General features: G+C 45.9%; 11 protein-coding genes. 6 read left to right on the top strand and 5 right to left on the bottom strand.

Going from position 1 to position 14,033, the window contains the following annotated elements; translation table 11 throughout:
- Positions 1–4 precede the first annotated feature (4 nt).
- Entirely contained in the window at positions 5–2,035 is a 2,031-nt protein-coding gene (locus H509_RS0116320; protein ID WP_028546024.1) for a glycoside hydrolase family 15 protein, read from the top strand.
- A 91-nt stretch (positions 2,036–2,126) separates the two neighbouring features.
- Here H509_RS0116320 and H509_RS0116315 read toward each other — a convergent pair whose 3' ends face one another.
- Positions 2,127–2,672 carry a peroxiredoxin gene (locus H509_RS0116315; RefSeq protein WP_028546023.1) on the bottom strand — a complete coding sequence of 182 codons (546 nt, stop codon included), beginning with the start codon at positions 2,670–2,672 and terminating at the stop codon, positions 2,127–2,129.
- A gap of 410 nt (positions 2,673–3,082) precedes the next feature.
- Between H509_RS0116315 and H509_RS0116310 the strand changes: the two genes are divergently transcribed.
- The 5 genes from H509_RS0116310 to H509_RS0116290 all read left to right on the top strand — a co-directional run bounded on the left by H509_RS0116310 (position 3,083) and on the right by H509_RS0116290 (position 8,567).
- Complete coding sequence (locus tag H509_RS0116310; protein WP_028546022.1) at positions 3,083–3,760, top strand: class I SAM-dependent methyltransferase; 678 nt, start codon at positions 3,083–3,085, stop codon at positions 3,758–3,760.
- 36 nt (positions 3,761–3,796) lie between these two features.
- Positions 3,797–4,882, top strand: a complete 1,086-nt coding sequence (locus H509_RS0116305) for a glycosyltransferase family 61 protein (RefSeq protein WP_028546021.1) — start codon at positions 3,797–3,799, stop codon at positions 4,880–4,882.
- Positions 4,883–5,072: 190 nt separating this feature from the next.
- A complete protein-coding gene (locus tag H509_RS0116300) occupies positions 5,073–5,717 on the top strand; it encodes an acetyltransferase (protein WP_028546020.1) in 645 nt (214 codons plus the stop codon).
- Positions 5,718–5,748: 31 nt separating this feature from the next.
- Complete coding sequence (locus tag H509_RS0116295; RefSeq protein WP_028546019.1) at positions 5,749–6,855, top strand: DegT/DnrJ/EryC1/StrS family aminotransferase; 1,107 nt, start codon at positions 5,749–5,751, stop codon at positions 6,853–6,855.
- 32 nt (positions 6,856–6,887) lie between these two features.
- Positions 6,888–8,567 carry a DUF4214 domain-containing protein gene (locus H509_RS0116290; protein WP_028546018.1) on the top strand — a complete coding sequence of 560 codons (1,680 nt, stop codon included), beginning with the start codon at positions 6,888–6,890 and terminating at the stop codon, positions 8,565–8,567.
- Positions 8,568–8,596: 29 nt separating this feature from the next.
- On the opposite strand, the gene H509_RS0116285 is transcribed toward H509_RS0116290, so the two are convergent.
- The 4 genes from H509_RS0116285 to ilvC form a co-directional block, all read right to left on the bottom strand.
- Positions 8,597–9,769 (bottom strand): glycosyltransferase, encoded by a 1,173-nt coding sequence (locus H509_RS0116285; RefSeq protein ID WP_028546017.1) that lies wholly within the window; start codon positions 9,767–9,769, stop codon positions 8,597–8,599.
- A gap of 226 nt (positions 9,770–9,995) precedes the next feature.
- Positions 9,996–11,090 (bottom strand): 3-isopropylmalate dehydrogenase, encoded by a 1,095-nt coding sequence (gene leuB, locus H509_RS0116280; RefSeq protein WP_028546016.1) that lies wholly within the window; start codon positions 11,088–11,090, stop codon positions 9,996–9,998.
- 280 nt (positions 11,091–11,370) lie between these two features.
- The gene (locus H509_RS0116275; RefSeq protein ID WP_028546015.1) at positions 11,371–12,921 is read right to left on the bottom strand and encodes a 2-isopropylmalate synthase; all 1,551 of its coding nucleotides are present in this window, start codon (positions 12,919–12,921) and stop codon (positions 11,371–11,373) included.
- Positions 12,922–13,017: 96 nt separating this feature from the next.
- Entirely contained in the window at positions 13,018–14,010 is a 993-nt protein-coding gene (gene ilvC, locus H509_RS0116270; RefSeq protein WP_028546014.1) for a ketol-acid reductoisomerase, read from the bottom strand.
- Between the last annotated feature and the right edge of the window lie 23 nt (positions 14,011–14,033).

Raw genomic sequence — 14,033 nt, 5'->3', positions numbered from 1 at the left:
TGGTGTGCCGCGATATCTCGTCGTAGGCAATGGGAAGTGCTTAGTGAATCTGGATCAGCATGCTTACATTCGAGACATTTATTATCCCTTTGTAGGCCAATTAAATCATGTCGGGGGTTATCGCTGTCGTTTTGGCGTATGGGCAGATGGCATATTCAGTTGGCTGCATGAAGAGGAATGGCAGATTCAGACCGGTTATGTAGAAGAATCGCTAGTTACGGAAACTAAGGCTCATCACCCTCGCCTGCAACTGACCTTAACGATTCATGACGCTGTTCATCAGCGAGAATCTATCTTTCTAAAGCGGATTCACATTGTAAATCACACAAGTTCCGAACGGGAAGTCCGATTGTTCTTCCATCAAGATCTAGTCATTAATGAAACAGAAGTAGGCGACACTGCTGTCTTCTACCCGCTCAATCGAACTATATTTCATTACAAGAAAGATTGCTACTTTATGTTTAACGGCTGCTCGTCGTACTCCCTGCCTTCTCAGGCTTCATCTGCTAACTTACAGACAGCTACTGGTCATCCCGTTTGGGAAGGGATTTTTGAGTATACAACTGGCATCAAGCGCTTTCACCAAGCAGAAGGCACTTGGAAAGATGCTGAAGACGGTCATTTGATGGGCAATGATATCGCACAAGGGTCGGTAGACAGTACGATTAGTCTGAGATCCTTCGTCCCGCCTCTTGGTGATAGCTACCATCATTACTGGTTCTCTGCGGGAAAACATCTGGATGAAGTCATCCGCCTGGATCAATATGTACGCGATAATCATCCCGGGCACTTGCTGGATCGGGTAGAAACTTACTGGCGGCGATGGGTGAACAAAGACAACATCTCCTTTGCCGATTTAGATGCGGAACTCATTCGGTTATACAAGCAAAGTCTGCTGATCGTACGCACACAAACCGATGTCGGTGGCGCCATTATCGCGGCTAACGACACGGACATTATGCAATTTAACCGCGACCATTACAGCTATATGTGGCCGCGAGATGGCGCATTGGTGGCTAAAGCGATGTCTTCAGCAGGGTATCATGGCATGATCGCTCCCTTCTTCCGCTTCTGTGCTCAAGCGTTAACCAGTGAAGGCTATTTGCATCACAAGTACAATCCTGACGGTACCGTTGGCTCTAGCTGGCATCCTTATATACATGACGGCAAACAACAGCTTCCTATCCAAGAAGATGAGACTGCGCTTGTTCTTCATGCTTTATGGCATGACTATACGGTCCACGGCGATATCGAATTGGCACAGTCGTTATATCAATCCCTTATTCGCAAAGCCGCCAAATTCCTGCTTGACTATCAAGATGAGCGACTGCAACTTCCGCATCCAAGCTATGATCTGTGGGAAGAGCGATATGGCATCTTTACATTTACAGCTAGTGCTGTCTATGGCGGTCTTACGGCGGCGGCCGAATTCGCAGCCCTGTTTGGTGATGATACCCGCTCCGAGCGCTATGCCCAAGGTGCGGAGCGAATAAAGCATGGCATTTTGACACATTTGTGGAATGAGGAGCATGGACGTTTTGCTAGAGGCCTATTTCGTAAGGAGGGCCGTTGGGTGCAAGATATGACACCTGAAAGCAGCATATTTGGCATTTATGAATTCGGCGTACTCGCGCCTGCCGACAGACGTGTCGTTGCAACTATGCACAGTTTGCGCAGTAAACTGTCTATTCTAACACCAGTTGGCGGTATCGCGCGCTATTGGCAAGATTACTATTTTCAACGCTGCTCTGATCTTGACGTCGCTCCAGGAAATCCCTGGGTCATTTGCACGTTATGGTTTGCCGGCTATGACATTGCGACCGCCACCACACTTCAGGATCTCAAGCGACCGCTTGAAACTCTCCAGTGGGTGCAGCGCCACAGCTTATCAAGCGGGCTGCTTTCTGAACAGGTAGATCCACATCATGGTCAACCCATATCCGTAGCTCCACTCACTTGGTCACACGCCACTTATGTCGATATCGTTTTAAAGTACATTAAGCGGTACGAAGAGCTTGAGCTTCAGGAGCACTAATGCGGCTGTTGTTTCCTGTTGCAGCTGCAATACCAACAAGCCCCTCAAGGATTAATGTCCCTGAGGGGCTTGGCCATGTTATAAATGCTAACTAGGCGTTCAAATTTTTGTCGCCTGGTTTCCAGTTAATTGGGCATAAACCGCCGGATTGCAAAGCTTGTAATACACGCAACGTCTCTTCTACAGAACGTCCAACGTTGTTATGATTCACGACTTGATATTTTAATTCGCCTTCTGGGTCGATAATAAACAGACCACGCAGCGCAATACCTTCTTCTTCAATCAAAACGCCATAGTCTCGAGCAACGTTTTTCGTAATATCAGAAGCAAGCGGGAAGTTCAGCTTGCCGAGACCGTTATGTTCTTTATCCGTATTGATCCATGCTTTGTGACTGTGCACTGAGTCAACGGAAACACCCAACACTTCTGTATTCAGCTTGTTAAATTCAGATGCTGCATCACTTAAAGCTGTAATTTCAGTGGGGCATACAAATGTAAAATCGAGCGGATAAAAAAACAATACTAGCCATTTGCCACGATAATCGGACAACTGCGCTGCACCAAATGCTTGTCCATCACCATTTACCGTTTCCATGTTAAAGTCAGGAGCAGGTCTGCCTACTAAACGTTCTGCCATCTGAAAAATCCCCTTTCATATATATGTATCTTATTTAACGCGGGTTAATTGGCTGCTGCCTGCTGCTTGACCAGCAGGACAACTTACATACTGAATGTTATCACTAGATTATAATGAAGTCAAGATTATATTAATTATCAATTTATATTAATTATAATTAACAACAAAAAAGAAATTGATCACTTCATCTAGTTGCTAAGTCAGAAAGTTATCGGGATAACGTTCGAGTAAGTTAATAAGCTACTACTTTCAACATATGCCCCATGAATGCCCCATGACCAACTGCCTTCCTAATTTAAAATGTGTCAATTACTTCGTTTTACATGCCCTTTCCTAGCATACAAGCCATTCATAGAATATAGAATCCCACTTCATTCTAGTGGAATACTTCGAAAGTGGTGAGTCTAGTTATGAAATGGAATTGTTACGATACACCATTCATCGTTGAAAACTCGCCTGAAATCCCGCGCCAGCTCACGGTTGGCGGTGCTTGGTCAGGCCACCGACGGTTTGCTTATGATCTGATTCGAAATAGCAAGCCGCGTATGGTCGTAGAGCTGGGCACATTTTATGGCACTTCCTTCTTCAGCTTCTGTCAAGGCGCGAGGGACGAGAATCGATCTACTCACTGCTTTGCTATTGATACATGGCAAGGCGACCCTCATAGCGGTAAATACGACCACATTGGCGAACAGATTTTCCAAGCGGTACAGGCTGTCACGACCAGGGAGTTCCCGACGATTGGCACACTGGTACGCTGCGAATTTGATACGGCATTACCTTACTTTGCAATGGATTGTATCGATGTCCTTCATATTGACGGTTATCACACGTATGAAGCTGTCCACCATGACTATACGACATGGTATCCCAAGCTAGCACCTAATGGCGTCGTGCTGTTTCACGATATCGCCGTCCGTGCTAACGACTTTGGTGTATATCGTTTTTGGGCGGAATTGAGTGGTCTGCCCCATATCGAGTTTCCCCATTCCCACGGGCTCGGTGTGCTATTCCCAAAAGGAGTCCCGGATTACGCACGAGACTTGTTAGACTCTAAAAATGCGCTAATTTCGCATTATATATGTTGATGCCATGTATTCACGTCTTATTGTGGAGGTTGGAGCATGTACACCATTCCTGAACAATCCTATGACAAAACAATCGATTGGCTCATCGATACGGTAAAGGACACTCATCTTATCCATCATTTCTATAAAGTAATCCATCCGAAGGAAACACTCCATCTTCCCCCTCCGAAAGGGATAGATCCCGTTCGGTGGCCAACAGCATGCCTTTATGAAGATTCCTACGTTGCTATTATCCCGCATGGTCGTCTAGTCACAAGTAACTGTTATGTGGTGACGCCAAATAACAAACGAATACGAGATGTCGAATACTATTATGATTATCCATTCCGACAACTGCCCCAGCCCGCATACAAGTCAGGAACTGTTGCCACCTTATTATGGGGATGGAATATACCCGAATATGCATCTACGCAAACGATCTATGGTCATTGGTTTTTTGATATTTTGCCACGCCTTCATTTAATCGAGCAAAGTGGTATACCTATTAGTCAATATGTCATAGGCAAGCTTACCCACGCTTTTCAGTATGAATCATTGGAAATGCTCGGTATTCCATTAAATAGATTGCTTCAAGTCGATAAACTAGACTTCCACTTGATGGCGGAACGATTAATCGTTCCCTCTGTCCCCATTCTCACAGGTAAAAGTCCGAAATGGGCCTATCAGTTTATTCAAGCAAGGCTGAAAGAGCAGCATGTCATTCCAAAAAAAACTGGATATGAGCGCATTTATATTTCAAGGCAAGACGCATTTGCACGTTATGTAGTAAATGAGGATGAAGTTATCAAATACTTGCAGCAGAAAGGGTTCAAAACGATCGTGCTTACACCACTTACGACGAGAGAAAAAGTGTCCATCTTCTCCACAGCCGAAGTAGTAGTCGCTCCATTTGGGAGTGGCAATGCCAATCTGGCCTTTTGTAATCCTGGCACAAAAGTAGTAGAGCTGTCACCTACCACTGTGATAGATCCTTATTTTTGGCGAATAAGCTGTCATGCCCAGTTGGATTATTACGAGATCGTGTGTGAAATTGAAGAGCCCCCTAAAGCAGTTGGCGGGGCTGACAATCTGATCGTAGACCTTAACAAGCTGGATCAGGTTCTGGAACTGGCCGGTATTTAAAGATCATGTGCCCGCGTCTGCCAACAGCGCGGGTATTTATTAACTTGACATTCATCTCCGTCGTATACCAATCTTTTATTTTCAGCGCTGCACATCACCTATTTTACGATAACGTACTACTTGGCCTAAACCGCTCTTCGTTTTGAATCATAACTTACAATAAGACGCCAGACCGTCAGGAGGACAGGGAATGTCTTGCTCACGCAAAACCGTTATTATTGGGGCAGGCGGGCACGCCAAAGTGGTCATTGATATTTTACGATCTATGCCTCAACTCGAAATTGTTGGCTGCATCGATAGATCAAACGTACGCACGGTGATGCAACTTCCTGTGTTAGGAGATGACGATCTACTCCCCCAATTATGGAATGCAGACGTTAAACATGCATTTGTGGCTATTGGCAACAATCAAATTCGTCAGAGATTGGCAAAAAGAGCAACCGAGATCGGATTTACACTGATTAATGCAGTTAGTCCGTATGCTCACATTTCAGAATCAGCTAGCCTCGGTTCTGGCATTGCTATTATGCCAGGCGCTATTGTAAATGCAGAAGCCGTCATTGACAACTACGCCATCATCAATACCAGTTCGTCCATCGATCACGAATGTTATATCGGAGAGTCATGTCACGTAGCGCCCGGAAGCCATCTGTCCGGAAATGTTCATGTGCAGGAAGGCGCATTTCTTGGTACTGGAACTACGGTTATTGACGGAATACACATCGGCGCATGGACTGTTGTTGGCGCAGGATCCGTCGTTGTACGTAATATTCCAGCACAATGTCTGGCTTATGGGGTACCTGCGCGTATTATTCCACATCAGCAGTCATTGTGAGGGAGCGTCTTAATTGTAGGAGGGAGAATTTATGAAAAAATATTACCCTATAGCGACCCCCATTTTAAATGGAAACGAAAAAAAATATGTAATGGATTGTCTGGATTCGACGTGGATATCATCCAACGGGTCGTACCTGGATCGCTTCGAGCAGCAGTATGCTTTATTTAACAATACTAAGCATGCGATCGCTTGTAGCAATGGCACAACTGCCCTCCATCTGGCACTGCTTGCACATGGTGTCGGTAAGGACGATGAAGTGATTATGCCGACATTAACGTTTGTTGCTACACCTAACGCCGTTACTTACTGCGGCGGTATCCCTGTATTTGTTGATTCAGAGCCAGAAACGTGGAATATCGATACTTCAGCCATCGAAAACAAAATTACTGCCCGTACAAAAGGAATTATTGCCGTTCATTTATACGGTCATCCTGCTAACATGGACCCTATTATGGAACTAGCTAGCAAATATGGTCTTTTTGTAATAGAAGATGCGGCAGAAGCTATAGGCGCACAGTACAAGGGACGCATGGCAGGCTCTATCGGCCACACCGCTACCTTTAGCTTGTTCGGCAATAAGATTATTACAACTGGAGAGGGCGGCCTTATTACAACAAATGATGACAATATTGCTGATACGATTAGACTGCTTAGAGGTCAGGGCATTGACAAACACAAAAAATATTGGCATCCGGTTATCGGTTATAACTATCGGATGACCAATGTTCAAGCAGCAATCGGCTGTGCCCAATTAGAGAAAGTCGATTGGCACATCCAGCAACGTATCCGAGTCGCGATGGATTACTATCATTTTTTGCAAGACGATGATCGCCTCACCCTGCCCGTGCAGAAAGTATGGTCCAAAAACGTGTACTGGATGCTTGGCGTTGTTTTAAATCAAAGTACGGAGCAACAACGAGATGCTGTGATGAAACGTTTAAAAGATAACGGTATCGAAACGAGGCCATTCTTCTATCCTATGCATATTTTACCCCCCTATTCGGATAAGCAAATATACACAGACTTTCCTGTCGCCAACCGAATTGCAGCACAGGGATTAAATCTACCGAGTCACGGGGAGCTGTCAAGAGAAGACGTTCAATTTATAAGTGAGACGTTACGAAATAACTTGTAGCCTCTGTAATTATGCAGGAGGGGGAGATCCTATTGACTCAGCAGCATAGAGTCATTCATATTATTCATGCCATTGTAAGGCTCGATGGACACGAATTCATTAGAACGTTATACCTACAGTTTCTGCACAGAGAACCTGGTTCCCATGAATACCAGCATTACTTGGGACTGCTGGCAGCAAAAAATAAACATGCTGTGATAGGTGAAGTGATGTGCAGCCCAGAAGCGGAGACGCTGTACAAACAACCACACACTAGTCTCCTTCCCGATCCCCATGAATCAGCTGCATGCCTGATACGTCACTTTTATCCGTCAGATTCGCTCTTTTTTATACACGCGCTTTATAATGAAATGTTAGGTCGAAACCCAGATCCAGAAGGGCTTGGGCTACACTTAAAAGCTGTTCAAAAAGGGTTCCATCGTAGAAGAATGCTATTGGAATTTTTTAATTCTGCTGAATGTAAGCACCTGTTGACCCTGCCACACATTCCCCACATAAACGAGTATCACAAAACCAAATCCACACCAGTACAAGTTAACCATCGTGTGGTGCATCACATCGGCATCTTCCTTGGCTACCCCCATCCGCTAGCATTAGAAGGGGAAGGCATCGGTCGTTTCCTCTATCGGTTAACGGAAGGCTTTCTAAGCTCTCACGCTCATGTCCATATCCATATCGCCACCACTGAATATAATTATACAAACGCGGAACATTCCTTCTCAGCTCTTAAATTCCGTTTTCCAGGGCGGATCCATATTACAAAGTCAAACAACATAGAATGGGTAAACAACTATGTGCCAGCTGAAGTATGGATTGTTCCCATCGTCTCGCTTGAATTGGCAATGTTTTTAAATAAGCCGTACATTTTATGCCTGCACGACATGGTCCACCATCAATTTAAGGAACTTTACTTTTCTATGCATGCTGATTTTTGCTATCGCGTCGATCGTAATGCCTACTCCCTTATGAACCAAGCATCCGCTATCGTTTCGAACTCCCAGTATGTACGTGCTAACCATGCGATCGGCTTTGCCAAAATGCCCGTTGAGAAAACATATGTGATTCGAATGGCACCACCTGTTAATGAATATCAGTCGTTCCCGCTCATTGACGAAGGCACGTTCAGACAAAAGTACAATCTGTACTACCCTTACATCGTATTCCCTACTGTACTGCGCCTCCATAAAAATTTTGAACGACTAATTGCCGCCTTTATTCGATTCAGACAAACACACGATGGCTATCGTTCTGGTTTACATCTGGTATTTACGGATCAGTTACACCAAAATCCAAAGTGGGCGGAAGTTGCCCCTCTGCTCCAACAAGCTCCTGCTGTTCGGAACAGCATTCTCTTTGTCGGGAGAATACCGACATCTGATTTGCCATCCCTTTATAAATATGCGGTCGGGACCATCGTCCCTACATTATTTGAAGGCAGCTGTCCATTTCCTATTCTGGAGTCTTTAACGATGGATACCCCTGTTGCCGCTGCCAATATCGAAGTCAGCAACGAGATTATTACAGACATGTCCGCCTTTCTTGCCTTTAACCCGTATTCAATCGAAGAAATCGAAGCTTCCATCCGCGCCTTATGGACACACAACAAACATTTGCTGCACAGACAAAAAGCTGCGCTGTCAGGCGCAATGCAGCGCACCTGGAACGACGCAGCTCGTGAATATTATGCCTTGATACAACAGGTAGCAAAATAGCAGCTACGGGGTTCATCAGCGACTAATTATTATGATTGGAGAGCCCCGTAGTATTTTAAATAAGCGATACGAAACGTATGGATATATTTGATCGCGACGTCATCCCACGTTTCCGACGGATCGTGGATACCACGCATAGCAGCTGATTTATAATGCGTATAATGAGACGATAGATGCTCTAGTGCATGCAGGATGGAATCAGGTGATTCCGGATTAAACCAGCAAATATCTGCGCTATGTCTTGATAAATGCTCTCTCATGACTGGAATATCGGAGCAAAGCACCGGCACGCCTAATTTTAACGCTTCTTCTACCGGATAACTGCCGCCACCTTCTGATAAGCTTGGCATAATAACCGCATAAGCATTTGCAATTAGCGGAATGACATCGTGATCAGGCACAAAGCCGAGCGGATATATCTCCTTATCAAGCTGTAATCCTGTTCGTTTCAGTAACGATATCAATGTCGGGACAAAAGGAATATCGGGCCAATTCGGAGCCTGATATCTGAGCAGCTCTGTGTTATAACCGAATAATACAAGTGGGCATTCGTGACGCAGCTTAAATTGAGCGTAGGCCAGCATTAAATTGGCATGATTTTTGTGTGGGCTCACATTGCTGGGATACAACATGTACGTTGCAGGAAGTCGTGCAGAAAGAGTCTCACTTATCGTCCTGTTCGTTATTGTAGCCGCAGGTACAATGGCATGAGCAATGACGACTGCTTCATGACTAGGCGGCCCGAAGTGATCCACAAGGCGTGACTTTACATGTTCAGAGGATACAACAACCGTTGTGACGTTATCGATCCAGCCCTTGGCGGCCCGCCAACAATGCTGCACAGATGACCCGCTCATAAACGGTAAAATAAAGTCCAATATAGTCGTATCGTGGTACGTGCAAATCGTAGGCAGCCCAACATCAACAAACTCGGGGCCATGCGGCCAAAAGAAATAAACGACGTGGCAGTCCTGCAACAAAGCTCTGCCTTCTTTGGATTGAATACTTCCATTAAAGTACACAATGTCGATATTTGAATATCCTGCAATATCAATTCTTTCTTTGAAACGAGTCTCTGGAGCTATGACCAGCCTGATCAGATCAATGTCTGGCTGTCGAGCCATTGCAGGCAGCAGGTTGGAGAGCAGTCGTGCTCCTCCACCTGCGGAAATGACGTTGGCACACCATATCATAATTCTCATCTCGCTGCTCCCCTTTTCCACCATGAACAAGCATTGTTAAAGGCATGCTCATAAAATGTATGCGATTTGCGGGAAGAAGGTTCTGATTGTATGTATAGGCTAATAAAAAAACCGATGTCTACTATTATAATAGACACCGGTTCTATTTAAGTTGTTCATGCTCCGACTGCCTTCCGTAAGGAAGAGGAGCTGATCATGGATGAATTAAAAATTTAAAGAATTACAGCTATGCGCTCACAACTTGCTCACTTAGTGCAGCAACGATCAAATTACCCATTTGTTCCGTTCCAATGGCCTGAGAGCGATCCACTGCAATATCACCTGTACGATGTCCCGCATCAAGCACTTGCTTGACTGCCGCCTCTATGGCATTGGCTGCATCCTCATAACCGAACGTAAGACGGAACATTAACGCAACAGATAAGATTGTTGCGATTGGATTCGCAATCCCTTGACCAGCAATGTCTGGCGCTGATCCATGCACAGGTTCGTAGAGGCCAAAGCTGCCTTCACCCAATGAAGCTGACGACAACATCCCGATTGAGCCAGTCAACATGGCTGCTTCGTCACTTAGAATATCACCGAACATATTCTCCGTTACGATGACATCAAAGCTGGCAGGGCGGCGCAGAAGCTGCATCGCACAATTATCGACCAACACATGCTCCAGTTCAACATCAGGGTACTCAGGAGCAATGCGGTTGACCGTCTCACGCCATAAGCGAGAGGTTTCTAATACATTTGCTTTATCTACGGAAGCCAACTTCTTGCGGCGCTTTTGTGCAACTTCGAAGCCTTGACGCACGATACGCTCCACTTCTTCTACGTTATACACGCAAGTATCCACGGCTTCCTGTCCTCGTTCACCTTCACGTCGGAATTTCTCCCCGAAGTAAATTCCACCTGTTAGCTCACGCACAACGATAAGATCCGTACCCTCAAGCACTTCTGGTTTAAGCGTCGATGCATCTTTCAAACAATCAAAAACAACCGCGGGGCGAATGTTGGAGAACAAGCCCAATGCTTTACGAATGCCAAGCAATCCGGTCTCCGGTCGCAGTTCCTTTGAATTGTTGTCCCACTTGGGGCCCCCTACTGCTCCTAACAGGACGGAATCTGCACGCTTGCACATGTCCAACGTTGCCTCTGGCAAAGGTGTGCCGGTTTCATCAATCGCAATGCCTCCGAACAATCCGAACTCGAATTCAAACTTATAGTTAAACAGCTCTTCTGTACGCTTCATCACCTTGATTGCTTCCGCTACTACTTCTGGCCCAATTCCGTCACCTGCTATAACCGCTATCCTCTTTACGTCTGTCATCTGACTCACTCCTTCATCCCCGATGGTTGTTATTTCTGTGCCTATAGTAAAGCGGATCATAACGTTCCGCCTGCTCACAACAACTCCAACATGTATAACTACATTTGTATCACATATTAGATACAATTGACTAAGATATAAAATCTATCAGTTTTATAGGTAAAACCTATAGCATAAATGTAAATCAGCCTCTTGTACAAAAAAGAAGACCTCTCTCCTATGCGCTCACGCAGGCACATTAGGAGTGAAGTCTTTTTTCCCTACCGCATTAACATTAGCATTAGATCAAACTAATCTTGTCACGACGAGTCGAACTCACACTGCTTCGCTTCTCGATCAATCGATTTAACGCGTCAATATAAGCTCGTGCACTGGCCTCCAATATATCCGTACTTACCCCACGGCCAAGTACCGCAACGTCGTGCTGATTCATTACTACATGGACTTCACCTTGTGCATCCTTACCATGTGTTACTGACTTGATAGAATAGTCAGAAAGGACAACGTCTTCACCTGTCGCCTTATCAATGGCATTGTAGATCGCATCAACCGAGCCGTTGCCCTCTGCTTCCTGTTCAAGCACTTCACCCTGCAAGGTGACAATACGAACTTTGGCGGACGGTGTTGATTGGTTGCCATATGAGACGTATATCGTCTCCAGTTTGAACTCTTCCTCTGTTTCGACAAGCTTTTCCTCGATAAACGCCCGAATATCTTCGTCAGAAACTTCCTTTTTCTTATCCGCCAAATCTTTGAACTTGGAAAATGCTGCATTCACTTGTTCTTCATCAAGCTCATATCCAAGGTCTTGCAATTTCTCGCGGAACGCATGACGACCAGAATGCTTGCCGAGAACCAAGGTGCTCTCTTTTAAACCGATCGTCTCTGGCGAAATAATCTCATAAGTTGTTTTTTCCTTCAGCATGCCGTCTTGATGGATACCTGATTCATGGGCAAAGGCGTTTGCCCCCACTATAGCCTTATTACCAGGCACAACCATACCGGTGAGCTTACTGACCAGACGGCTTGTACGTGCAATCTCGGACAATACAAGCGAAGTCTTCGCTTGGAAAAAGTCTTGTCTTGTCTCCAATGCAAGCGCTACTTCCTCGATTGCCGTATTGCCGGCACGTTCACCGATGCCGTTAATCGTGCCCTCAATTTGGTCTGCACCATTTAGCACGGCAGCAAGCGCATTCGCTGTTGCCATGCCAAGATCATCATGACAATGTGCGCTCAGCTGAATACGCTCAATACCAGGCACATTTTCCTTCAGCGTCTTAAAGATGTTGCCGTATTCATAAGGGGTCAAGTAGCCTACGGTATCTGGTATGTTCACAACTGATGCCCCCGCCTTAATCGCCATTTCCGTCACCTGGCAAAGAAAATCAAGCTCCGTACGCCCTGCATCCTCTGGTGAAAACTCTACCTTGCTAAAATATTTTCTCGCATACTTAATAGCGTCTTCTGCCGTTTGCAGCATTTCTTCCTTGCTCATGCGCAGCTTGTATTGACGATGAATGGGCGATGAAGCGAGGAATAAATGCAAGCAGGGATCTTGCGCGTCCTTTAATGCTTCATAGGCCGCATCGATATCTGGAATGCGAGCACGCGACAAGCCAACAACTGTCGCATGTTTGACTGCTCTCGCCACGGCATTAACCGCAGCTAAATCTCCTGGAGACGCTGCTGGAAAGCCAGCTTCCATCCGATCGATGCCAAGCCGTTCCAACTGATGCGCAATTTCAAGCTTTTCCTTCGTGTTTAGGTTGACGCCTGGCGATTGCTCCCCGTCACGCAAAGTGGTGTCAAATATATAAATTTTACGCATCGCTGCGCCTCCTCATCGTTAGTCCATATCGTAAAAACGTCCGCCCGCCGAATGACGGGCGGACGCTATGCGTTATCGCCTTGCCTGCTTACTCGATTATTTCTTGATCCAGTGCATCATCTCACGTAATTGACCGCCCACTACTTCAATTGGGTGGCTAGCTTCATTACGGCGAGTAGCTGTCAGGAAGGCACGATTCGCTTGGTTCTCCAAGATGAAGTCACGTGCAAATTTGCCTTGCTGAATATCAGAGAGCACTTCTCTCATCGCTTTTTTCGTATCTTCGGTTACGATGCGTGGGCCAGTAACATAATCACCGTATTCCGCTGTATTACTGATGGAATCACGCATAGTCGCAAGACCTCCTTCATACATCAGGTCCACGATCAACTTCAGCTCATGCAAGCATTCAAAGTATGCCATCTCTGGTGCATAACCAGCTTCTGTCAACGTCTCGAAGCCTGCTTTGACAAGCGCACTCACGCCGCCGCACAATACCGCTTGCTCCCCGAACAAGTCTGTTTCTGTCTCTTCTTTGAAGGACGTTTCGAGAACACCTGCGCGTGTACAGCCGATACCTTTAGCATACGCCAAACCCAGCGCTTTCGCCGTGCCAGTTGCATCTTGCTCAATCGCTATCAGTCCAGGAACACCAAAGCCTTCCACATACGTGCGGCGAACGAGATGCCCTGGGGATTTAGGTGCCACCAACAGTACATCTGTATCTTTTGGCGCTACAATCTGGCCAAAGTGCACATTAAAACCGTGGGAGAACATCAGAGCAGCACCCTTTTTCAAGTTTGGTGCAATCTCATCACGATATACAGCAGCTTGTGTTTCGTCAGGCATCAAGATTTGTACAACATCTGCGCGGCTTGTTGCATCCGCTACGGACAATACTTCAAATCCGTCTTGGCGAGCTTTGTCTGCCGATTTACCTTCACGAAGGCCAATGACCACTTGCAAACCGCTGTCGCGCAAATTTTGCGCCTGTGCATGCCCTTGGCTGCCGTAACCGATTACCGCGATTGTTTTCCCTTGCAATACACCGAAGTCTGCATCTTTTTCATAGTACATTGTAACTGCCATAAGTATGTTCCTCCTCATAATGG

This window comes from Paenibacillus taiwanensis DSM 18679 (genome assembly GCF_000425125.1).
GTDB lineage: Bacteria > Bacillota > Bacilli > Paenibacillales > Paenibacillaceae > Paenibacillus_B > Paenibacillus_B taiwanensis.
This window is presented reverse-complemented; position numbering and strand designations above follow the sequence as displayed.